Source organism: Parapedobacter composti (assembly GCF_900112315.1).
Classification (GTDB): Bacteria; Bacteroidota; Bacteroidia; order Sphingobacteriales; family Sphingobacteriaceae; genus Parapedobacter; species Parapedobacter composti.
The window spans coordinates 420,622-445,001 of sequence record NZ_FOLL01000001.1 but is presented as its reverse complement, the minus strand read 5'-3'; the positions used below and the strand labels follow the sequence as shown (position 1 = coordinate 445,001).

Sequence of the window (24,380 nt, the reverse complement as noted above, 5' to 3'; positions counted from 1 at the left end):
CAGATGGTTTGTACGGTGTTTAATCATAACATTTCTATTTTTGGCCTAAAAATCGATTAAAAAAAGCGATGGCTTGGCGATTGGATTTTTCATCAGGAGTATGCGTAGCCCTGTTGGTCATTGCCACACGGTCTTCATAACCAAGTAGCTGGTTAACTTTCCGGGTATGGTTGAGCGGAATCCATCGCTCTACCGGATCGGCTTCGCCACCCGACACCAAAAATGGCCGGGGTGCCATAAGTGCGTGCAGTTCATGCAAGTTAAAGCCTTTTGCAATAAGACCGGGATAAAGTCCCTGGGCGTTTTCAACGTTGCCGTGCCTACGCCAAACATTTCGCCATGGTGGCGGGTAATATCCCAAATACCACGGTTCCCAATAATTTACTGCTGACCCTTTAGTCTCATCGAAAACCACTCCGGGATCCGACCATACCGCACAGGCAAACTTGTCAAACAGGCAGGAAGCAAACATAGCCCATTTACCACCAAATGAGTGTCCCATGATTCCAACCCTTGTAGAATCGACTTGCGAAACATTAGCCAATACGTGCCAAGCATTAGCAGCGGCATAGGCCAACATGGACAACGGCTGCACTTCTGCATGCGCTATCGAAGGGTAATACAATGAAAACTCGCGGCGCTGTGACGCGGCTCTTGTACCGATGGATAGCGTAACAAAACCTGACTTAACCAATTGCCGTGCGAAATCGCGTTGGGGTTTATCGCTCATGCCAATCGCGGTCTCCGGCTCATAATATACGACGAGAACGGCCGGACGCTTCTGCGCTGTTTGGTCATCAGGAACAAGTAAATAACCGTCTGTCCACTCGTTAGGCATCCACTTGAACCGTATTTGATGTTGTACATAGCCAGTTCGTTGTACTGATGAATCGATTCTTAAATGCTGACCCTCTAACAAAGGCGGCCACTGTCCCATCAAGCTAGACCAACGATGAAGAATTTCCGTCCTTCGCCGTTTCCAGTCCGCAGCATCTTTCACCCATGCACCGCTATAAAACTGCAATGGAGACCGAAAGTCGCCGAACCGCTCTGCCAATGAATCAGGCGGTTTGAAAAACGGCATAATGTCTATACTCAAACAGCTATCCGGTCCATTTCCTTTAGGCCATGCTTTCTTGGTTACAGCATTGCTAATGCATAGGCAACATAAAAATAGTAGTAGCTTAGGAAATCGCGTAATTTTCATAATTGGTACCCGGCAAATCAAATCAAATACTGCATGGTCCCTTGCTCCGCAGCTTTATTAGCTAGTAGTACTGCCCGTGCCGTATCTTTTCCGGTTTCTACATTGGAAAATGGTTTTCTGCCCTCGCCTATGCAAGAGACAAAATCCATCAGTGCATAGGCCGTGGGATCGCGGTTTTGACCGTCTTGGTTGCTAAACTTTAACTCCATGGGTTTCCCTTGCCCCCAGGATTCCGCTGTCGCGCCGGTTACGCCGTCAACAGTGGTTAAGTGGGCTTTTACCTGTTCAGGATAAGCCAGTGCTTTGGTGCGCTGGACCACTATCGTCCCCTTACTGCCCAGTATCCGTATAGAATAGCCATTGTATGCGTTGCTAAGGATGGAACTTACACTGGCCTTTACCCCGTTTGGATAGGCATATATGGCGCGTATATTATCGTAAGTCTCACGGCCATCCTTCCAGTAATCAATGCCCCCAATAGCGACCACAGACGCTGGCGGGCTTCCATTAAACCAGTTGAGGATGTCGACTTGATGTGCGCAAAGCTCCGTCATCAATCCACCGGAGTATTCTTTGTACATCCGCCAATTTATCTGTCTTTCCAGTTTCGGGTCTGATACCGGCCGTCGCCAATCTGAATTACGGTGATACTGACATTCATATTGCGTTACGTCGCCGATGAAACCTTCACGGATTACTTCTAACACCCTATGGTATAATTGGTAATAACGGTATTGATGGCCTATCTGTAATACCTGCTTGGGATAACGTGCAGCTGTCTGCACGAGCTGTTCGGCCTCCTCCATGGTGTGTACCATCGTTTTTTCGAGATAGACATGCTTTCCTGCCTGTAACGCTGCCACAGCTGCCGGATAATGCAGATGCTCGGGTAACGCAATTATAACCGCTTCAATAGCGGGATTTTCCAGCAATTTCCGGTAATCAGGATACGCTTTAGCTTCAGTGAATTGCCTGCCGGCTAACTGCAATTGGTTCTCCAGAATATCGCTATATGCATGGAGCGCTATACCTGGCACGGTTCGGATAATACTGGCAATACCGGAACCCCGACTACCAAATCCGACGATGCCGACAGCCAATGGACGTCTTTGGTTAGCCAATATATGCCCGACCGGTCGATCGACCATCGTAAGCCCCGCCAATCCATATGCGCTGCTTTTTAAAAAAAATCTCCTATCCATGCCAACCGACTTAACTTAATAGTTTTTGTACATTGATGGGTCCACCCCCCTTACGCTTGCTCAAATCGGCGGCCTCCATAAAAGCCACCAATTCTAATGTTTCGGCAGGACTTATAGGCACTACGCCTGTATCAAAATACTCAACAATATGGTAAAGCAAAGGAAGATACCCGGAATATTTCCCGATAACGGCCTGTCCTTTTTCTCCGTAGGCCATCCCTCCATACCCGTTTTTCCCGCTCCTTAGCCCCCGGAAAACGCCTACACGACCGTCCGCCCAGGTGCCTACCACGATATCTGTTTCGGCGCCATATATCCGCCGGACCTCTTGGCAACCGGTTCCCAATACCGCATATAAAATCTCAATGCCATGTATGCCGTACCAAAACAGGTCGGGATGTGACGGTTCCAATGTGGCTGGAGCAAATGCATCGACACCGGTAATGTTTCCGATAAGCTTGCCTGATTTAAGATCGGGAATGTTCTCTACGTAGCGTAAGGATGATGATGAGAACGTCGGAACGCCATACGTTTCCGATGCCTCAAAAATAGCCTTCGCATCGGCCAATGAGGCGGCAATCGGCTTGTCTATGAACAAACGTTTACCGGCTTTAAACACCGGCAATGCCTGTTCTAGATGCAGCCGACCATCATTGGTTTCCAATAACACAACATCAACCTGTTCCAACAATTCCGCAATGGAATCTACAATGCGCACGCCCAAGCCTTTCATTTCGTCTATATACCCTGGAATACGCTTTACGCTGCTCGCTATCGTCCGGCTTCCATAAGGATAGGCCGCTATCACCTTATAGCCTTTTAACCCCGGATCAGCATTGGTGGCATTGAGCGCTTTGCTAAACGCTATACTATGGGAAGTATCCAATCCGATTATTCCAACCCGTTTGCCCACAGGCACAGCTTGGGCTCTGCCTATCATCGGCAGTGCAGAAAACGATAAACCAACGCCTAATGCGGCGAAATCTTTCAAAAATTCTCTTCTTGTGTTTAATATATCCATAGCCAACAATTATCAACTACCGAATACGTGTACGTACACGTTAAGTAAATCAAAACAATGAAATAACGATTCCTCTGCTAAAAACTCAATTTTATTTTGCCTATAATTGGATCGCGGTAACGTACCCGCTAATTAAGGGAATTAATTTAAAATATGCAAGACTTAATTTAAAAAACTTCGATAATAGTTTCTAAAGGTCATCCACGCAAGAAATCATTAACGAACTCATCGTCTATAAGTTCCGGATAATTTTTACATACACGGGTGATCTCGTCACTTTGACCTGGCGATAACGTTTCATTTGGATCAAGGCACCATATGCCTTCCAGCAATCCCTGCCTTTTTAGCACTTCATGGATGCCCGGGATACATCCATGGAAGCCATTGGCTGGGTCGAAAATCGCGGCATTCATATCGGTTAAATGAACCCCCTTCTTTAATAATTGCCTGGCTCCCTGAAACCCGGCTGCTCGACAAGCTTTGATTTCCTCCAATAGACGTACAGCACTGCGTGTCCAAACCGCCCAATGCCCCAGTAATCCTCCCACGAAGTGCCGGGTGACCGTGCGGCCGCCGTGCACCTCAAAGGTAAAGTCAGTCAGTAAATCTGCTACTATATTATCGTCGTTTCCTGTATAAAGTGCTATATTTCGCCCCCTACTTGCCGAGCATACTGCCCTTATCACATCCAAGGTCTGATACCGGTTGAACGCCGCCACCTTTATCGCTATAACGTTAGGGATTTCCACAAACCGTGACCAAAAATCGTATGATAAAATCCTGCCGCCCACACTGGGCTGAAGATAAAAGCCGAATACTGGAATCCGCTGTGCCACCTCAGCCGTACGCTCCAGTAGTTGCGTTTCGCTCCAACCCGTCAATCCACCCATGCTAAGCAGTCCCATATCATACCCAAGGTTTCGGGCAAGTTCCGCCTCGTCAATAGCTTGTACCGTTTCTCCGCAAATTCCGGCAATTTTGAGAAATCGATCAGCCTGTGGCGTACGGTCTACCTCCTCGGCAGCTAACCGTAAAACACGTTCAAATAGGTTTACCTGCGGTTCCCGGATAGCAAACTGCGTACTATGTACACCTACAGCAATACCTCCCGCCCCAGCAGCCATATAGTAGCGGGTAAGCAGCCGTTGCCTTTGCTCGTCCAGCCTATATTTGGCATTCAGCGCTAAGGGATGGGCCGGGATGACCACCCCCTGTTGCAATATTTCGTACTTGCGCGGAGTTAATGCGAATATGTCCATGCGTTTTTAAAACCTTCCTTTCCTTTCTTGAAAATGAGTGGGTTTATCGATTTGTTCACCACCCAATGTTAGCCACGATGCAGTCATTTCTATCATTTCCATCAATGTCACGCGCGGATATCCGAATCGTTTGTGCGCCTCTGCTGCATTGCTTAGTAAAGCAGAGGGTTGCTCTTCGTTGACAAACAGGGGCTCCTTTTGAAATAGCTTTCCAAACTGGTGCGCCAACCACCTTACGGAAATCGTTTCGGGGCCGGTCACGTTCAATATGGTGGCAGGCGACGTGCAATGAAGCAATGACCGTATAGCCATTTCATTGGCATCGCCTTGCCAAATCACGTTCACATGACCCACAGACAAATCGATGGGAATACTGTGCAGCACGGATTTAGCCAACTCCAGCAATACACCATAACGCAAGTCTATCGCATAATTGAGTCGGTAAATTAGTATCGGAGTACCATTCTGCTGCGAAAAATGCTGGAAAATGCGTTCACGGCCGAGGCATGACTGCCCGTACTCTCCTATCGGTTCGGCGGGGTGGTTTTCTGCTAGCCCCCCCTCCAATAAACGGGCGAAGGGATAGACATTGCCGGTTGAAAAAACAACGATCCGTGAGTCACGGAACCGCTCGGCCACCCTGCCTGAAAGGTAGGTATTCATCGCCCATGTAAATGGCTCCCTGCCAGTAGTACCAAATTTCTGCCCCGCCAGATAAACAACGTTATCTGTGTCAGGCAACGCATTCAATGCCGCCTCGTCCAATAAATCGGCCGCGATGGTTTCGATCCCCGATAGCTGTAAGTCCCGGCGGGCGCTATCCTCACTAAACCGAGATACCGCTATAACACGCTTCCGAACCCCAGCTTGTTCTATCGAACGTTTTGCGAGTTTGGCCATGGATGGCCCCATCTTCCCCCCCGCGCCCAATAGCATGATGTCACCGGTGATGCTTGCCATATCGGAAATTAGCGCATCTGAAGGTTCCAGCAATTTATTTTCCAATAGTTTCAACTGCATGTGATTATTTAATAAGTAATTCATTCACATTATATCCCGCTAGTATAACCAATAAGATCAAGCCTATTAGCCCAGCATATTTAGTAATCGGCGGACTCACATAAATCCCCATTTCCTCTTTGTCGTTTGAAATAATCCACATCACCGAACCGATGAAAGGCACCAAAAAAATGGTGATACTTTGGGCGAAAACGATTACTTCAAGCGGTGGCTTCCTGAACGCCAGCGCGACTCCGCTTCCCACTACCATTACCAATGCGATAAAGCACTTTACCCAGCCGGAACTGAGCGCACTTCCCAGTCCGAGGCCATCCGCAAGCATTGCCCCCCCTACGGTAGCATTGCCAATCAACGATGAAAAAGATGCGCCGAACAACCCGACCAAAAATAATTGGGCTGCATAGCGACCAAAAAGCGGCTCCAAGGCTATAGCCATGTCTGATGCATTACTTACTCCTCCCCCCCTCGGCTCCAATACTGCAGCTGCACAGATCAACACCACCGCACTCATGACTCCTAATATGCCTATGCCCAACGTACCCTTGCTTTCATTAAGCATTAAGCCCTGCATTTTCCGTTTCCGTTCTTGGGTAAGATAAGATTGATAGAAAGCACCAACTACCGAAAAGCATGAAGCGAAAAATGCAATAGATAATCCCAATGACCCCTTTGGCATGCCCGGAATAAGCCCAAGCAAAATATTCCTAATAGCCGGTTTGGCGAGGAACATAGTAGTTAAGAAAGAGAATAGCATCAGCACAACGATAACAATCATCAACCGCTCGAGTACCTTATAAAAGTCTTGGAAAAACAGCAAAGCTATGCCCACGACATTGAACAATATAATCCAAAGTGTAGTAGCGCTATCGGTACTTTCTCCCAATGCGATGCCTAATCCAGTTGCGTTACCAGCCTGGAAGGATACACAAACCAGGAAAATTCCTATGCCGATACACGCTCCTGCCCAGCGGCCGAACCGCAAACGAATGGTGGTCAACAGCGATTGGTTTACGGCAAAACCGATTCGCGAAGCCATTGCTGAAAAAACCATCATAAAGAAAATCGCCACCCCAATCACCCACAACAGGTTGTAACCATAAACTGCACCCATCTTGGACGTAATGGTAATTTTGCTGGGACCAAAGACAATGGCCGCTGTGACAATACCGGGCCCTAACGCCACAAATCCGTCCTTAAGCATCTTAGCATCGATACGTTCCATGTTTACCTATTTTTTAGCGCCGAACGGTTCGAGCTCGTGGTGACTTTTGAGCTTTGCGACAAAATCAGGGTGGACGGTGCCGCCAGTCGCGAACAAGTGGTTAACGATATCCCGACCAAGTCGGGTGTTTACGTGGTTGTATAGCACATAGTCATTAATAGCTAGAAACCCATAACAATCTGACAGATCATACCTGCGTCTGCCACTTATAACGGGGGCGTGCACCACACAATTCGTAAAACTGGTACCCAAAGATGCTTCGAGAGTATAAAATTTAGCGGTATCGGTATCGGCCACCGGCTGAAAAACACAATTTTGAAAAAACAAACTTCCCTGCATAGCCTCCGTGTCGCCACATTCCAAACTAATAATAGATGACCGACTAAATAAGATTTCAGCAACACTTCCTTTCAATACTCCCAGAAACCCCTTACAATCCACAATATGGATACTGGGATATAACGCGTATTCATGTACATACGGCTGCTCGTAATCAGGGACCACGGTAAGATGAGCATCGGTGTTACAAGCTGTTCCCTTCAATATTTCCAATTGAATATTTTCAAATCTGATTTGCGCATTTGTATGGAGCTGCACCTCATTGTATCCCCCCGGTAAATCGACACGGTAATGTTGAGGCTTGTACAACTTCATCAACCTTACCCCATGTTTGCTGCCTACCACGGATACATTACGAAAAACAAGCTCCCTGGGGAAAATGAGGTGATCGCCATTTGACATCCTTGACATCTCGGGCGTATTGACTAGCCAGCAGGGACGCTGTGATGAGGAATCCGGGCCCAAATCGATGACTAGATCCTCCACCCGTATAGACCGTCCCAGACTTATAGGATAACGGTATTCGGCATCGAGCGGATGGAAGTTGAGTACGGTGCTACTTACAAGTGGGGGTGGCACGAAACGGCAATTACTTATCCGGATACACCCATCCCATTTCGACCCGAAATCTCGACGGAAATTGACGAACGATTGGTTATGGCAGACCGTATGCTTGATTAGGAGTTCGCCCCCTCCGGTAACGGATATACCACGGTATCCGATATTAGAGTCGGTGATACAGAGGTTCCAGCAATGAAAATGTACGTCAACCCGGTTAAGCTTGCACCGTTCAATCCGGAAGTTTTTATTCAAGTTTGTGCCGAAAACGCCCCAATGTACCGGGCCGCCCTCTGCAGTCACGTTCCTGAATGTACCATTCAACATCCGGCCAGCACTGATGCCGTACGTTCCAGCCGGCACATCCCGGTCAGTTCCCTCGCGGTTCTGTTCCCAGGGGATTAGTCGAACATTTTCTAACGTTACGTCATATACCATGGAAAACGTGTAGAAACCAGTCCGAGGAGTTATGGCTACGTCATGTCTTCCTTCTTCCAGACCGACCCACTGATTACGTATGATAGTACGGCTGCGGTTTACGACAATGCCATTACTCTTGTACCCGTTGTACACCGTCCCCGGGCTATCGCCCGAAAGATAAAACGTGCCCCCATCGATAACCAAGTAATTATCGTCACATGGATAAACCGTCAAACTGGTAAAGTCTTTAAACTCCCAAGCAATATCTCCTACCACGCAGCCGTGTTCCTCCACATAAAACAGTTCCTCCCGGGCCCACGACTGCCCCTTAAACTTGGCTCCGGCCCGGAAACCGATGCGGTCATTATTGTCCCGGATATTGACCAAAGCATTGCTATAAGGTGCTAATTGAGGTAAAAGACGTACCCCTGGCTTTAGCGCTTCCAGAAATTTCTCCTTTTGCTCATTGTTAAAGCTTATCTCCTGCTTTTTTTTGGTACTTTGCACCACAAACTTGCCGATTCCCTTGACGTTGAATTGCTCATCGATGTGAAAAATGGTATGTCCCCATGTCACATTGGTCCGAATTGCGATACCGTTTGTTTCCTTGATCCAATACTCACCACGCAGGTTGATGACTGGGATATTATGCTTGTTGGCATACTCGTGTGTACGTTTGATTTCAAGACCATCATCGTGTACACCATCGCCTACGGCCCCAAACATCTTGTAGTTGACTGCTTGGTTGTGGAGCAGCAAAGCGATCAGCCCATTGGTTAGCGGTACGATACCCGCCTGCATTTCGCCCTTCCCTTCCTGCGCCTCAATGCGATACCACGCGGCACCGCCATCACCAGCCTGAAAATACCCAAGAGTTTGGACAACCATTCCCCGTTTTAGTTCCAAATTGGCTAGCTCCCCCAACGTTGCACATGTGATAACAGTGGCGTTGTCCGATTTCTCAATTGCCTTTGGCATACCAGGCGCCATGGCCAGCCCTGTAAGCCCTAATGTCGTCAGTACATGCCTTCTGCTCCATTTATCACGCCCTTGGCCGTTGTTCTTCGTCATTCTTGCTCCCTTTTCTTGTTTACCTTAACCGCGTTGATTCGCAGCTCTGTGTCGAACTCGGTGTAATGGCTGTAATGGCCCGTCATCCATAGAACAACCGGAGGCTGGCCTGTTGGCATTTTAACCGCATACGGACGCACACTGTCTGTGAGCGACCCCTCTGTCAAAAGGCAGCTGTGCCACTCCGTATCCTGTCGCGTGTAATGCGCTATTTCAAAGCACCCACCTACTTCGCGTGACAAGTAAACATGATTGGCATCACTGTGATCTAAAACGATTCCACCGGAATAATGGGGCTCCTTTACTCGTTCATTGGGTGCTACCCGCGGCATCCATCCTCCAGCCCTGCATATTTCTTCGTCTACCCATTGCTTACCATCCCACCAAGCATAATGGTACCGGTGATCGGTGTCTTTAGGATACCGCATGTAACATACCACCGGATTCCCCTGACTATTCAACGCTACGTCGGCTATCCAGCTTCTGACACCACTTGCCCGACCGTCGTATACTTTGCCAATAGCTTTGCGTGAAAGCGGCAACTGCGCCACGTCACTGATCCGGCTACCGTCTGTCTGATAAAAAGCTCCCTGTTCATAATACATGTGATAAACAGAATTGGTCGGTTCTACGCCCGGATGACCATCCGTAAAGATGAAATCGATCCTATTATGTCCGTCGGAACTGACCTTTAGATAGGGCCGATTCCGTGTACCTTCGCTGGCCAGCAATACTTGCGGTCTGCTCCACGTATCCCCATCGTCGTCACTGAAGGCAAAGGTCTGCTGCCAATCGCTACCCCTCCAAAACACATAGATACGGTTTCCTTCACCAGACAGCATCACTGGATGGGCGTAAGTAATACGGGAGCCACCGAATGGAATGACCCGCTCTTCATGCCACGCGCTGATATCCCCTGGCCTTTTGCTTTTGCGCATGAAAAAACGGCCGTTGTGCTCAGTATAAAACGCCAATAGATGCCCATCAGAAAGTGCCAGGATAGCAGGAACGTTATGGTCGTCTACCTGTAATCGCTCGTGCAATACAAAGGTTTCCACTGTCTTGGTAGATAGGTCTCTTGCACCGATGACCACATCGCCCTTACTATTGACGTAACCATAGAAAATCTGCTCGCGGCTGCCTTTGTGATATATGGCCCGGGGATCAGAAAACCAACACCAAGCCGCATCACCTGCCACAACCTCATAGTCTTCCGCACTACGTCGGTCACACTCCGTACTGCCCTGCGTAAATCGGCCTTCAATTTGCTTGAAACGTGCCCGCAGTTCCGAGACCTTTTCGGGGTAAACTGTCGCTAAATCAGACGCTTCTGCCCGATCTGACCTTAGGTTATATAATTCCTTGCCATTAACTAGCTTCCAATCACCTTGCCGCAAGGCCGTTTGTTTCCGATACCTCCAATACAATGGTCTCTCTGGCATTTCAAGGCTTCCGAACAGCACATCGCTAATAGCTATCCCGTCTATACGGTTAAATTCTATATGTTCTTGGAAACCGGTTAAATTTGCCAATGTAGGAAGCAAATCAATATTGCATACAGGGACATCTACCACCTTATCACCGCTAATCCCATCGTTCCACATGACCATCGCGGGCACCCGTATCCCGCCTTCCCATATCGTGCCTTTCTCCCCACGGAGTCCGCCGTTGTCTGCATGTCCGAAGAAGCTTTCTGAATACCCTCCGTTATCCGATATAAACCATACCATGGTGTTTTGCAACACCCCCTGTTTCTCCAGCCCTTCAAGCACGCGCCCGATATTATCATCGAGGTTCATGACCATAGCTGCATAAGCCCGTCTGTACGGATCTTCGATCGCTGCTGCCTTTTGGACATACGATTGCGGTGCCTGCAGCGAGTTAATCACATTGTAGCCCTGATACTTGCCGTGGCTAAGCGCGATCGTATGGGGGACGATGTGGCTCGGATCGGTTTTGCCGTAATGTGGAGCATTATACGCAAGCAGCGCCATAAACGGCTGGGATTCTCCACGGCCCCTATTGGCTATAAACCTGACAGCGTAGTCAGTAATCAGATCTGTAGCATACCCTTCCTCTCGCCTTTGCTCACCATTAACGGACCAATCATGCCCCATCGGGCCGTACCCGTGAGTGAAATAATCCACACAACCGCCCAAAAAGCCTACAAACTCTTCAAACCCATGAGCTTTAAGTGTTTGTGTTGAATCGTTGACACCGAGGTGCCATTTACCGAACAACGCGGTATGGTATCCCTGCGCTTGTAAGTAGTAAGCCAGCGTCTTTTCTGCAGTGTCAAGGTACTGCGTATCGACCGGCATCAATGCACGGGTGAGCCCATGCATTGATCGTTGGGGATAGCGTCCGGTAAGCATGCTATACCTGGAAGGAGTACAGGCTGGTGCCGACACATAGAAATCGGTAAAGCGGATGCCCTGTTTGGCTATTCGGTCAATATTCGGCGTTGGAATGTCTCCGCCATAGCAGCCCAAATCGCCATACCCCAAATCGTCTACATAGATAATAACGATGTTGGGTTTTGCGGTATGCTGTGCCTGCACCTCCATAGCCATAGGCATTATTGCCAACATGGCAGTTATCGCCATACAGCCTCGCATCCAGTGTTTCCATTTTTTTTTGCCTTGCATGTGATTATTGCATTTCAACCCCATAACGGAGGTAGGCATCAAAAACATGGATATACCCATTAGTCGCTTTTAAATTAGCGGTCCTAGCAAGTGTGGTTTGGATAGACCCCTGGAAAGCATTCACGGCGAGTTTAGATGTTTGGGTATTCTGGATCTGCAAATAAACGAGGTTAGCCTCGTTGTTTGGCGACAACGATTGCACCACCGTGTTGTCAGGCCCTAGGTTATGGTATGAATATTCTCCTTCCAAAATATGGTAAAGCAACAACTCCCGCACTTGCTCTACGGGATAATCTTCCCATCTTCGCCCGGGACGCATCATCGGCTCGCCATCTTCGTCTAAAACCGGATTCCCGTCTTCATCGAGCACTGGCACCGTGTTTCTACCAAAATAACAGCCTGAATTAACCGTACCACTGCTGTTATACCGTAAAATTGCATAATTGTTAAACACCAAGAAAGTACGCCCTGGCTTCGTGTATTCGTCTTCCAGTCCTGCATATACCACGGCGTCAACGAACCGGTCGAAACTACGCAAGGTATCTTCCAGCGGTGTGTTAATGAATTGCCATGCATCCATGTGGATCTCGGGGGATAAAATATTGACCTCATGCTTGTGATCCTGCTGTAGTTCAAGTCCCAGCAATGTACAGCTGCAAACGCTAAGCAGCACGGCTAAAGCCGCTAAGTTCCATAACGTAGCGATATTTTTCTTCAGAATATCCATTATTATTCTCTTTAATTCGTTCTACAATACTGTTTTTTTTTCTTTGGTGCAGTGATTAGAAAGAGTACGGCTCGTTCTGTGTCAATACAGGATTATTGATAAGCACGTTCCGGTGAATCGGAAGTAAAGTACGCCGTCCATCGGTAAAGCCCGTTACGGTCATTTCCAATGCCTCTTGCCGCTCCCGGATAATTGGATCCATCACATTCATTGCTCTACCCGTCCTGACAAGATCAAACCAACGCCGACCTTCGGCAAAAAGCTCCAACTGTCGTTCATCCAGTATAGCCTTTTCCACTTCATCTTCACTGGAATATTCCGATCCATCCAGCGGATCAAGCCCTACCGCTGCCCTCACCTCGTTAAGCAAGGCAAAAGCGCCGGGTTTATCGTTCGACCGGTTCAGCGCCTCAGCCCGCAACAGCAAGACATCAGCATAACGGTACATGGTAAGTTTATATTCACTTTGGGTGGTTTGCGGATACTGGAAGGTGCCGTTGGCATTCCTGACAGCAAACTTGCCAAGCCGTTTACTCCGGGCATTGGGAGTGGCAGCATTAGCAAAGAGCAGTGAATCAAAGGTGAGCTTTGTACGAATGTCTTTTGGATCATTATGGAACCGCTCGATGACGGCCGGGTCCATTACATACAGCGGATCCAAATTCCCTGCGCCAATTTGCCTGGAAGTACCATCAGGTCCATCTTGCAGGAAATTCCAACTTAAGCTCCAGATATTTCCCCGGCTATTAGCAGGAGACAAAAACATATCTTTCCATTCGTCTCCGTTGGCGAGTTGATAACGGTCAAGCCCGATAAGCCTTTCGGACGCTTCTAACGCCCCCTCGTAATCATGCAGCCACATGTATACATCGGTGAGCATGGCCAATATTCCCCCTATATTCACCTCGACCACTGTATTTACACCCGGATCAACAATCTCTAAGGCATGACGGAGGTCGGGTAATATTACATCCTGCACGATTTGATCGGCTGGACTACGTGGGCGGTTGGCCTCGGCGTTGATGTTTTCATAAGGTTCCAACCAGATCGGCGCATCACCCCACAATCTTATAATAAAAAAATACATGTATGCCCGGATGGCATAGGCTTGGGCCAAATAATGATCGCGTTGGGCCACTGGCAAATTGATTGTTGGTAAGTACTTGATGGCCAGATTTGCACGTTGGATTGTCTTATAAATTTCAGCCCAACTCGTGCCCGCCATGGTAGAGGTCACCGCATTGATGGAGTAATTAATCTGTGCTTCACCTGTGCCGCTAAACGTAAAATTATCTGACCGTGCATCGCCCCACAAGATATAATTGGAGCTAAACACAGATTGGATGCTACTGTAAATTCCCGCCATACCGAGCTTTGCGTCATCCGCCGTCAACCAGAATTTGTCGCTGGACAGGTCGGATATCGGTTGTTGGTCCAAAAAGCTTTCGCAAGACGTAACCAAACAGGCACACCCCACATACAGCAATAAAACGATACGTTTGATGCCTGGTGCGCGTCCGGATATATGAATGGTGTTCTTTTGTACGTTCATTGTGTTAAAAATTAATATTTAACCCTAAACCAAGTTCCCTTCTCCGGGGATATCGACCCGTATCTCGCCCCATCTGAAGTGGGTTGGAAAAAGCTATTTCCGGGTCAAACCACGAATAGTTCGTCCAAGTGAATAAATTGTTGCCATACACGTAAATACTTGCTCCGGCAAATTTGACAGCTGACATCCATTGCGCGGGCATCTGGTAAGTAAGCCTGGCATTCCGCAAACGAATAAAAGAGGCATCTTCGAGGAAAAAGCTATTCAATTCCCTCACGTTCTCCATACCGTTATTAACAGGAATGGGCACATCGGTAATGTCACCCGGCCGCCACCAGGCATTATTTATAATATAGGGATCAGGAGTGGCCAAGCTGGTCGTGTAACTCGCCATCACCCGGCGGGCCTGATTGTAAATCTTTCCTCCGTAACTTAAATAAAAATTAAATGACAATGTCCAGTCCTTGTATGATAGAGCATTGTTCCAACCGGTCATCCATTTGGGTTGGGCATTGCCCAAGATAATGCGATCGGTATCATCAATCACCCAATCGCCGTTCACGTCTTGCCAAATGACATCGCCCCCCTTGGATATGCCACCCGTTGTCTGCAACTGATTGACATTACCCATATAACGCTGTCCATCGAGTATATAATGATCAAACGCCCCGTCACTGCCGAACACTGGCATAAGCTGTCGTCCGTCATCCGTCCACGCATTCGACTCGTCATAGGCATAAACCCCAAGATTATTCCAACCATAGAAATTTCCCAATGGCTGTCCTTCTTCAACCAACCATATCCCGGCAACAATCATTTCTGTACCTTCAGCTAGTTCTAAAACCCGGCCCCGGTTGCGGGTGAAGTTGACTTCGGTATGCCAACGAAAGCGCTCTTTCCTGAAAGGCGAACCGCCTATCGTGATCTCGACTCCCCTATTTTGGATAGAACCAAGGTTCACCCGTACGTCGTCGAATCCCGTCTCATACGCTATCGGTGCGTTATAGAGCAAGTCTCTGGTAGTTTTATTATAATAGTCTGCCGTGACCGTCAAACGACCATCGAAGAAAGTAAGATCCAAGCCCGTATTGAATTGCCGCGTTGTTTCCCAACCCAATGTGTTGTTTCCGAAGAGTGTGTTGGGTACGACGCCAGAGACACCATTATAAAAATTACTACCGAACACGTAGCGTTGGATAGCGTCATATTGTCCTATCCGGTCATTCCCCGTTACACCATAGCTGACACGCACCTTGCCATCGGTCAGATAGTTTCGGGTGGCCTGCATAAAGGACTCGTCTGAAAACCGCCATGCGCCGGATACCGAAGGAAAAAAGCCCCATCGGTTATCACGCCCGAAGCGGGACGAACCATCCAACCGGAAATTCGACTCGAAGATGTACCGGTCATTGAAATTATATCCTAATCGCCCGAAAAGCGAAGCCTGTGTACTTCTCAAACCGTTGGTATAAATATTATTCAGGATTAACTCCTGTGCGGCATTCATGGTAGGTATCTCTTCAGACACCCAATTGTTGCCTGCGATATTGATGCGGCGGGTATACTCGCGTTCGGCACTCACGCCTAATACACCCGTAAAATGGTGCCGGTCGGCAAAGCTCTTGTCGTAATTGAAAAACCCTTGCACCATCCAGTAATTTAACATATTATCTTGCTCGCTACCGTTGCTCACCGGTTCTACGGTAGCCCCAGTGTTTGTATTCAGCAATTTCGGCACGAAAACCTCATTATGGCTGTAGTTGAACCGGACGATCGCATCGGTGGTAAACCGAAGCCCGTCCATGACATTGAACCTGAAATAATTGTATATACTGGCATCGTAAATGTCGAATTCATTTTTTCGCAGCAGGGCTTGGGCCAACGGGTTCATACGGCCAGATATGGTTGGGGCTAGTGAACCGTCAGGAAAATAAACAGCATTGGTAGGCGGCCTGGGGATGGCTTGGTTCAACACATTGCCTTCATGTATACGGTTTTCAGTCCGGTAAGAAAACGACAGCCTGTTACCGTAGGTAAATACATTGCTAGGGGAGTAATCCATATTCAATCGACTTGTCACACGCCGGTACCAGCTATTTAAAATAATTCCTTCATCACCCAAGTAGCCCAAGCTCCCATAGTAATTTAATTTACCTGTACTACCGGCCAAACTCGCATCCAACTGATGACGTTGGGCTGTACGGGTAATCAACTCTTGCATATCGTTATCGGCATTATACGCTGGATTCAACGAGTCGATGGTACGCGCACCGGCACCACCGCGCTTCATCTCATACAATCTACGTTGATCCGCGTTCGCCTGAGGAATTTTGTGCGACAATGTATTGTAGCTGTTCAAGTAACTTCCCTTAATCTGCGGCTTTCCTTCCTTTCCTCTCTTAGTGGTAATGATGATTACTCCATTGGCCGAACGGGATCCATAGATGGCCGCCGATGCACCATCTTTCAATATCTCAACCGATTCAATATCGTCTGGATTGATAGTATTGATGTCTACGCCCTGCGCACCGTCAACGATGTATAGCGGATCGGCGCCTCCTTCCATGGTGGCGGTACCGCGCACCCGTACAGAACTGCCGGCTCCAGGTCTGCCTGATTCCTGATCAATTTGGACACCGGACGCCATGCCTTGCAGGGCGTCAAACACATTAAGTGCCTGCCGTTCCGCAATATCTTCGCTGCTTACAGAAACGATAGCGCCTGTAACATTTCTTTTTTTCTGTGTACCGTATCCTACTACAATCACTTCGTCCAAATGGCTTGTGGTTTCGACCAACGTAACCTGGAGATCCGCATTCGGCTTAACGACAACTTCTTGCGTTTCAAATCCGACGATACTGAAAACCAACACCATGGAATTACCAACAAACGGGAGGCTAAACCGGCCCTTAGCATCGGTCTGGGTTGATGTGGCGCTTCCCTTTACCGTAACGGTAACTCCCTCGAGCGGCTGCCTCTGTTCATTCGTTACAAGACCTGAAATAGCGGTGGTTTGCGCCCAAGCCGTCCCGCTGAACAGGTACAGCAAAACGAGCCAACAGCTACTTTTGACTACAATTGAAGGTTTCATACGCATATTTTTAGGGTTATATATTCTATATCGTAATCACTGCCGCATACTTACGTTAACGTTACCGTTAATAAATCGTATGGACTCTGTATATGAATTCTACTTGACGATTAAATGTTTCAAAACTTCTAGTTTTGCATTATTTCATAACGGTAACGTACACGTTAAAATACAAAAGCAGGGCAATTTACCATCGTTTCATTTTTACCCGACTTGCGTCTTTATGACGCCTGCTTATTGACCTCAATTCCCTTAGTGTTCTCATAACTGGTTAGCGGTTACGTACCCATAAAGTACGCTAATTAAATTTTTACTTCCAAATTTAATTTTGCTTTTTTTGTGTATCGCATGTCTCTTCCTTAATTTTTATAAAATTCGTAATTTTCTTTGGTGATAATATCAATAGGCATATAATTTACTTGGGCCATCTCTCCCCCCATTACGATGTGTTGAAATAATGTCATAAGGCCAAGATATCCCTGTTCTTCGGGCTTCTGTCCGATCAGGAAGTCAATCACCCCCTGTTTTAAATATTTTACATTTTCTTGAAGAAAGTCATAACCAATAAGGATTTTATGTTCCAGCTTTCGCTTTACCAAATAGCTAGCAACGGATCGCACACGCGAATTGGTCACGAAAAGTGCATCCACCCCTTGAAGTTCCGCTATTATAGCGTCTAATGTTTCTTCAATCGATTGTTGGTCGGTGTCGCGGATATCTATTTTAGCCAATTCGATCTGCCCGCCCTTGTTATCATTGAAATAAGCCCTGAATCCATCTTCTTTCCGCAACAGGTGATGGTAACTATCTATTTCCCTTGAAATATTGACTATCAATACGTTTCCGGCTTTCAACCCAAAACTGATCAATTGGCCTGCTTGGTAACCGCTTTTATAGAGATGCGGGCCAATATAACACAGGCTGTCTCTGCCGGGAATATCTGAGTTAATGAATACATACGGAATGTTTTTCGCTTGACAATAGCTTGTAAAATCAGTTGCTTCCCTAATAAAGGATGGCGCAACCAATACCCCGTCACATTGTTTCTGCAATAATAGGTTTGCAGCTTTTGTGAACGACTTTTTATCGTTCAGGTCATAAAAATACTTGTCCAGAACGATTCCGTATTGCTTGATTTCCTGGTGTGCACGTTCGATACCTTTTACCGGTGATTCCCAATAATCTGTCTCGCTCGATTTAGGGATCAACACTGCAAAATGATTTACTTTTTTTGAAGCCAGCCGACTAGCCAAAATATTCGGCTGAAATCCCATCTCGGCAATAATCTCACTAATTTTTTGCCTGGTCGCTTCTGATACACCTTTTCGGTTGTGGATAACCCGATCTACCGTAGCGATAGACACATTGGCCCGTCTCGCGATTTCTTTTACGCCCGATAGTTCGGTCTTCTTTTGTCTGCCCATAAAGATTACGAAATAACTTCTGAAATAACAACGAAATAACTGATTTTTTTACGCATTACGATGAAAAACGTTGATATATTTTGTATACGGCTATTTTTTGCTCCTCCGATCATCCAGCAAAAATGTACATTTTTATGTACTTTTGCTCGCAAATTTGCGCATATTGACACACGTGGGTGGCCCCGAATCGCTGCGAACGTTGTCATGCCTTAGAGCTGATCATTTTAAAAAAAGCGAATTAATCAGATGAGAAAGAGAAACTTTTTAATTTGGGCAGCCATGCTCTTTTATTGTATGACTTTTGCCCAACCTCCTTCGCCGAACCTCACCATTATTCCGGCTCCTGCGGAGATTCGAATGCAATCGGGCAGCTTTCCTCTTAATGCTTTCACTACAATCGGTTACGATAGTGAAGCTGATAGGAACATAGCTGAATTCTTCCGGGATTACATAAAGGAATCACTCCAATTAACTATTCCGGTGAAGGCCGGCATCAATGGCCCTTCATCCATTTATTTTTCTTCTAATGGAACCGAAAGTTGGGAAAATCCGGAAGCCTATATACTGACGGTAACGGGCGATCGCATCTCCTTGCAAGGTAAAGATGCCGGATTGTTCTATGCCATGCAGACCCTCACACAACTGCTACCCAAAACACAGGGCGAGGGGCCGCCGGCTATTCAAGCGGTAACGATCAAAGATGCTCCCCGCTATAAATACCGTGGTCTGCACCTTGATGTGTGCCGTCATATGTTTCCTGTAGCGTTCATCAAAAAATATATCGACTTCATCGCCGCTTATAAACTCAATAATTTCCATTGGCACCTTACGGAAGACCAAGGCTGGCGCATTGAAATAAAAAAATATCCCAAGTTGACCGAAACCGGTGCTTTCCGAGCGCAAACACTTATCGGGAATTATAAGCAGCCCGGCGATTATGACGGTATTCCTTACGGCGGATTCTACACGCAAGATGAAATCCGTGAAGTGGTGGCTTATGCGGCTGAACGCTATGTAAACGTTGTGCCAGAAATTGAAATGCCGGGGCATGCGCTGGCTGCGTTGGCATCTTATCCGCAGTTGGGATGCGGTGATAATCCGGGGCCATACAAAACTGCTGAAACCTGGGGCGTTTTTGACGACGTCTTCTGCGCAGGTAAAGAGGAAACCTTCGCCTTCCTGGAGGATGTCATAGATGAAGTGCTGGAGCTATTCCCTAGCGAATACATCCACATCGGAGGGGACGAATGCCCCAAAACCCGATGGAAGGAGTGTCCGCACTGCCAGAAAAGAATTAAAGATGAAGGACTGGACGATGAACACGAGCTACAAAGCTACTTCATCCAGCGGATGGAAAAGTACATCAATGCCAAGGGCCGCCGGATTATCGGGTGGGATGAGATCCTGGAGGGCGGATTGGCTCCCAACGCCACGGTGATGAGCTGGCGCGGCGAAGATGGGGGTATAGCTGCAGCCAAACAGGGGCATGATGTCATCATGACGGCCAACAGTTATGGACTTTACTTCGACCATAAACAAGGCCCCGACCCCAACCGGGAGCCACTGAACATTGGAGGCTATTCCACACTGGAAAAAGTATATGCTGCAGACCCGACCCCTAAGTCACTCTCGGAAATTGAACAAAAGCATATCCTTGGCGTACAAGCTAACATGTGGACCGAGTATATGGAAACGGGCAAAAAGGTAGAGTTTATGTTGTTACCCCGCCTTTATGCGCTGGCCGAAATCGCTTGGACAGCACCGGTCCGAAAAGACTGGAAAGATTTCTCCGAAATCCGGGTACCTGCACATTTAGCTGCACTTGACCAGACCGAAACGGTATACCGCGTGCCGGAGGTCATCGGTTTAAAAGACACGGTCATCTATGCGAGTGAATACACCTTCCGTGGACTGAAGCCTTCGGTGGCCGGCGGCAAAATTTACTACACCATAGATAACTACGATCCCACGGATACCGATTTGGAATACCAAGGATCGGTTAAAGTGATTGTACCGGAAGGGAAAGAGCGGATTTTCAAAGCGACTGTAATTGCACCGTCGGGACGCCGCAGCAATTACGTGCGGGCCGTCATCGTGAACAGTAAATTACCCGAAGTGACAGAAAGATAAAAATGGCAGAAGAACTCTATATCACTTCCGGCACCAAGGAAGAACAATATCAGGCGCTAATCCCCCAAATCAAGGCATTGGTTCATGAGGAGCCTGACTTAATCGCCAACATGGCCAATGTATCGGCCGTGTTAAAGGCCCAATTCGACTTCTTTTGGGTTGGCTTTTATATCGTCAAAGCGACTGAACTGGTGCTGGGGCCGTTCCAGGGCCCTTTGGCATGTACCCGTATCGCCAAGGGAAAAGGGGTATGCGGCACGGCCTGGGAGCGTGCGGAAACCATCATCGTTCCAGACGTCAACGCCTTCCCGGGGCACATCGCCTGCAGCTCCTTGGCTAAATCTGAAATTGTAGTTCCCCTGATAAGCGGTGGAAAGGTAATTGCAGTATTGGATGTAGACAGCGAGTACCTGAATCACTTTGATAAGGTTGATGCCCGCTATTTGACGGAAATCGCTCGTTTGATCAGATCAACATAACGTCCCAAACCATTGCTTGTTTATCATCACTCACGGAAATCAATTGTTGCTTATACGGATTCCACACTAGGCTATTTACTGAGAGCAGGTGACTGTCGAAACCGCGCTCAAAACTGACAACGCGCAGTAACCGGAAATCTTCGGCCGACCAGATTTTAATGCTTTTGTCACGGCTCCCTGTTGCAAAGATTGGCAATGTGGGGTGATACTTAATGGCATACACCGTAAATAAATGAGGCGTGAATGTACTGACCGAAGAAAAGCTTTGAGCATCCAGAATATTTAACTGTGCATCCCGTCCTCCGGTAAGAAGATACCTGCCATCCGGCGAGAAACTGAGCGACGTGACCGGCATGGTATGCCCCGGAAGTTCGCCCCCGAACGAATAGTCCGAAGCGTTATACAACTTGATTTTCCCTTCTTTGGTACCAAACACAATCCATCGTTCGTCGGGACTGATGGCAATGGTGCGCACGGTCTGTTCGGCTACTTTGAAATGATACAGCAGGCTGAACGTCGCCGTATCCCAAATGGATACCGTACCGTCTTCAGAAGCCAGTACCACCTCAGGCTTGGTGCGGAACGACTTAATATCAAAAACAGGGCGCTGATGGTGCGTCAGCTTCGCCGCCAAGGTCTGTGTGTCGGTGTGCACCACTGCTACCTTACCGTCCCGCGTGCCGATAGCCAATAGCGGGGTTTGGGATATCCGGTGTAGGGCATATACCGAAAATTGCACAGGATACAAGATACGTTCAAAAGTAAGCGTTTCAAGGTTCCACTGCACTACGCCCTTATCGTTTCCACCTGTAAAGACAATATGAGCCATTACCCCATTTTCAATGGCAAAAATAGGATTCTGATGGCCCGACAACGTGCCCGCTTTATGGACTTCCAGTTTTCCCACGGCGCTTATTTATGCCTGCCCTCGAGATTCTTGGCAATGGTATCCAACGAAATATTTTTTTCTCGCAACAGCACCAGCAGATGAAACACCAGGTCGGAAGCCTCGTTAACGAAATCAGCCTCTTCTTCTGCAAGTGCCGCGATCACCGTCTCCACAGCTTCTTCACCGACCTTCTGGGCTACCTTGGTCAATCCCCGCTCATGCAGGCGGTTCACATAGGAACCGGCTACCGGGAATGCGAAACGGTTATCGATCACATCGGCCAGTTCAAAGATAAAATTCCGATTGTAGTCGGTATTAAAACAGCTACGGCTCCCCGTATGGCAGGTGGGCCCTTGCGGCCTTACTTTAATCAGGAGGGTATCGTGGTCGCAATCGATGTGTGTGCTAACAACATGGAGGAAGTGGCCGCTTTCTTCGCCTTTAGTCCACAGCCTTTTCTTACTTCTGGAAAAAAACGTAACCCGACCCTCACTTTGGGTCTTTTCCCACGCTTCTTCATCCATATAACCCAACATCAGCACTTCCAAGGTCCGGGCATCCTGTATGATAACCGGAATCAGTCCGTTGCTTTTTTTAAAATCTAACATAATAACTACCTAACTTCAATCCCCTGCTGCCGCAGTTCCTCTTTCAGCTCCGGAATCCGTATTTCGCCATAGTGGAACACCGAGGCAGCGAGCGCGGCATCCACATTGCTGCGCTGGAATACATCGACAAAATGCTGCTTATTGCCTGCCCCGCCAGATGCTATCAACGGGATGGACAACGTGGCATTTATCTGCTGCAGAAAATCACAGTCAAAACCGTTCTTGGTTCCGTCATGGTCCATAGAAGTCAACAAGATTTCTCCCGCTCCGCGGCTTTCTGCTTCCCTTATCCAGTCTTCGGTCTCCATGTCTGTTTTCAGGCGTCCCCCGTTGAGGTGTACATAGTTCCGGCCATCGACATGTCGTGTATCCACAGCTACCACCACAAACTGTATACCGAAGGCCTGTGCCATCTGGTCAATAAGTGCCGGGTTCCGCACGGCAGCTGAGTTAATGGAGATTTTATCTGCACCCGCATGCAGCAGTACATCCGCGTCCTCAAGTTCATTGATACCGCCGCCGATTGTAAACGGTATATTGATTTGCCGGGCCACAGCTTTGACCAACTCCACGGTGGTTTTGCGCCGTTCATGCGTAGCAGTAATGTCCAAGAACACCAATTCATCCGCACCTTGCCGTGAATATTGCCAAGCCAATTCCACAGGGTCTCCGGCGTCACGCAAGTCCACGAAATTGACACCTTTCACGGTACGCCCGTCCTTAACGTCAAGGCAAGGGATGATGCGCTTGGCCAACATACCTAAAAACGGATAAGCGATTTCAGGTTCCACTCCTTTATCTGCTCGATGGTAATGCGATTTTCATATATCGCTTTGCCCACTACGCAGGCCTCCACCTTGATGGCATCCAGCGCATAAATGTCATCCATCGAACTGATACCGCCCGAAGCAATGAGTTTAATGATGGGCGAGTGATCCAATAGCTTCTTGTACAATTCCACGCCGGCACCACCCAGCTTGCCGTCTTTGTTGATATCTGTGCAGAGAAAACGGAAAAAACCGAGCGAAAGACAGCGGTCTATATAGTCAAGCAGTTTTACTGGCGAGCTTTCCATCCAACCGGAATATTTGATGACTTCGTCCAGTACGTCAATGGCAACCACCACCTGATCGGCATACTTATGTTTGCCCCGGTTCAGTTTGCTGAGCTCATCCAAAAACGAAGGGTTGGTAATGGCCTGTGTACCTACCACCACACGGTGTATTCCCGCATCAAGCAACTCCTGTACCTTTTCTATGCTTCGGATACCTCCGCCGTACTGTACCTTCATGTCTGTGGTACGGATAATATCAAAAAGATACGCTTGATTGGAAAAGTCACCTTTGGCACCATTGAGATCCACAATATGTACGAATTCGGTACCATTGGATTGATATTTCTCGATCATCTCTTCAAGGCTAACTTCATAAACCGTCTTATCGTCATAGTTACCCTCGCGCAGCCGGACCACTTTCTTGTCCAACACGTCTATAGCCGGAATGATATACATAGT

At 47.8% G+C, this 24,380-nt stretch carries 18 protein-coding genes; 2 read left to right on the top strand and 16 right to left on the bottom strand.

Annotated features, from left to right (window positions below):
- Nucleotides 1–34: 34 nt before the first annotated feature.
- The 12 genes from BM030_RS01635 to BM030_RS01580 all read right to left on the bottom strand — a co-directional run bounded on the left by BM030_RS01635 (nt 35) and on the right by BM030_RS01580 (nt 18,761).
- Nucleotides 35–1,099, bottom strand: a complete 1,065-nt coding sequence (locus BM030_RS01635; protein WP_244518603.1) for a prolyl oligopeptidase family serine peptidase — start codon at nt 1,097–1,099, stop codon at nt 35–37.
- A 125-nt stretch (nt 1,100–1,224) separates the two neighbouring features.
- Nucleotides 1,225–2,409, bottom strand: a complete 1,185-nt coding sequence (locus BM030_RS01630; protein ID WP_090970382.1) for a Gfo/Idh/MocA family protein — start codon at nt 2,407–2,409, stop codon at nt 1,225–1,227.
- A 10-nt stretch (nt 2,410–2,419) separates the two neighbouring features.
- Nucleotides 2,420–3,430, bottom strand: a complete 1,011-nt coding sequence (locus tag BM030_RS01625) for a Gfo/Idh/MocA family protein (protein ID WP_170845599.1) — start codon at nt 3,428–3,430, stop codon at nt 2,420–2,422.
- A gap of 197 nt (nt 3,431–3,627) precedes the next feature.
- The gene (locus BM030_RS01620; RefSeq protein WP_090970380.1) at nt 3,628–4,689 is read right to left on the bottom strand and encodes a dihydrodipicolinate synthase family protein; all 1,062 of its coding nucleotides are present in this window, start codon (nt 4,687–4,689) and stop codon (nt 3,628–3,630) included.
- A gap of 6 nt (nt 4,690–4,695) precedes the next feature.
- Nucleotides 4,696–5,733, bottom strand: coding sequence for an NAD-dependent epimerase/dehydratase family protein (locus BM030_RS01615; protein WP_244518602.1), 1,038 nt, complete (start codon nt 5,731–5,733; stop codon nt 4,696–4,698).
- Entirely contained in the window at nt 5,714–6,931 is a 1,218-nt protein-coding gene (locus BM030_RS01610; protein ID WP_090970377.1) for an Nramp family divalent metal transporter, read from the bottom strand. Before BM030_RS01610 ends, BM030_RS01615 begins: the two co-directional genes overlap by 20 nt.
- A gap of 6 nt (nt 6,932–6,937) precedes the next feature.
- Nucleotides 6,938–9,319, bottom strand: a complete 2,382-nt coding sequence (locus BM030_RS01605; protein ID WP_090970375.1) for a hypothetical protein — start codon at nt 9,317–9,319, stop codon at nt 6,938–6,940.
- Entirely contained in the window at nt 9,316–11,967 is a 2,652-nt protein-coding gene (locus BM030_RS01600) for a sulfatase-like hydrolase/transferase (RefSeq protein ID WP_170845598.1), read from the bottom strand. Before BM030_RS01600 ends, BM030_RS01605 begins: the two co-directional genes overlap by 4 nt.
- A gap of 4 nt (nt 11,968–11,971) precedes the next feature.
- Entirely contained in the window at nt 11,972–12,694 is a 723-nt protein-coding gene (locus tag BM030_RS01595; RefSeq protein ID WP_090970371.1) for a fasciclin domain-containing protein, read from the bottom strand.
- Nucleotides 12,695–12,749: 55 nt separating this feature from the next.
- Nucleotides 12,750–14,246, bottom strand: coding sequence for a RagB/SusD family nutrient uptake outer membrane protein (locus BM030_RS01590; RefSeq protein WP_090970369.1), 1,497 nt, complete (start codon nt 14,244–14,246; stop codon nt 12,750–12,752).
- Between the two features lie 4 nt (nt 14,247–14,250).
- A complete protein-coding gene (locus BM030_RS01585; RefSeq protein ID WP_170845597.1) occupies nt 14,251–17,337 on the bottom strand; it encodes a SusC/RagA family TonB-linked outer membrane protein in 3,087 nt (1,028 codons plus the stop codon).
- 359 nt (nt 17,338–17,696) lie between these two features.
- A complete protein-coding gene (locus tag BM030_RS01580; protein WP_090970365.1) occupies nt 17,697–18,761 on the bottom strand; it encodes a LacI family DNA-binding transcriptional regulator in 1,065 nt (354 codons plus the stop codon).
- Between the two features lie 246 nt (nt 18,762–19,007).
- Between BM030_RS01580 and BM030_RS01575 the strand changes: the two genes are divergently transcribed.
- Together BM030_RS01575 and BM030_RS01570 are read left to right on the top strand one after the other, a co-directional pair.
- Entirely contained in the window at nt 19,008–20,891 is a 1,884-nt protein-coding gene (locus tag BM030_RS01575; RefSeq protein ID WP_139215778.1) for a beta-N-acetylhexosaminidase, read from the top strand.
- A 2-nt stretch (nt 20,892–20,893) separates the two neighbouring features.
- Nucleotides 20,894–21,370, top strand: a complete 477-nt coding sequence (locus tag BM030_RS01570) for a GAF domain-containing protein (protein ID WP_090970361.1) — start codon at nt 20,894–20,896, stop codon at nt 21,368–21,370.
- Here the strand turns inward: BM030_RS01570 and BM030_RS01565 are convergent.
- From BM030_RS01565 to BM030_RS01550, 4 genes are read right to left on the bottom strand one after another with little or no spacing between them, the layout of a single operon-like run.
- Nucleotides 21,357–22,277, bottom strand: coding sequence for a WD40 repeat domain-containing protein (locus BM030_RS01565; protein ID WP_090970359.1), 921 nt, complete (start codon nt 22,275–22,277; stop codon nt 21,357–21,359). The two genes, BM030_RS01570 and BM030_RS01565, sit on opposite strands and share 14 nt — an antisense overlap.
- A 5-nt stretch (nt 22,278–22,282) precedes the next feature.
- On the bottom strand, nt 22,283–22,867 hold the full coding sequence (gene hisIE, locus BM030_RS01560; protein ID WP_090970356.1) for a bifunctional phosphoribosyl-AMP cyclohydrolase/phosphoribosyl-ATP diphosphatase HisIE: 585 nt from the start codon (nt 22,865–22,867) through the stop codon (nt 22,283–22,285).
- Nucleotides 22,868–22,872: 5 nt separating this feature from the next.
- Nucleotides 22,873–23,625 carry an imidazole glycerol phosphate synthase subunit HisF gene (gene hisF, locus BM030_RS01555; protein ID WP_090970355.1) on the bottom strand — a complete coding sequence of 251 codons (753 nt, stop codon included), beginning with the start codon at nt 23,623–23,625 and terminating at the stop codon, nt 22,873–22,875.
- Nucleotides 23,626–23,627: 2 nt separating this feature from the next.
- Nucleotides 23,628–24,377 (bottom strand): 1-(5-phosphoribosyl)-5-[(5-phosphoribosylamino)methylideneamino]imidazole-4-carboxamide isomerase, encoded by a 750-nt coding sequence (locus tag BM030_RS01550; RefSeq protein ID WP_090970353.1) that lies wholly within the window; start codon nt 24,375–24,377, stop codon nt 23,628–23,630.
- Between the last annotated feature and the right edge of the window lie 3 nt (nt 24,378–24,380).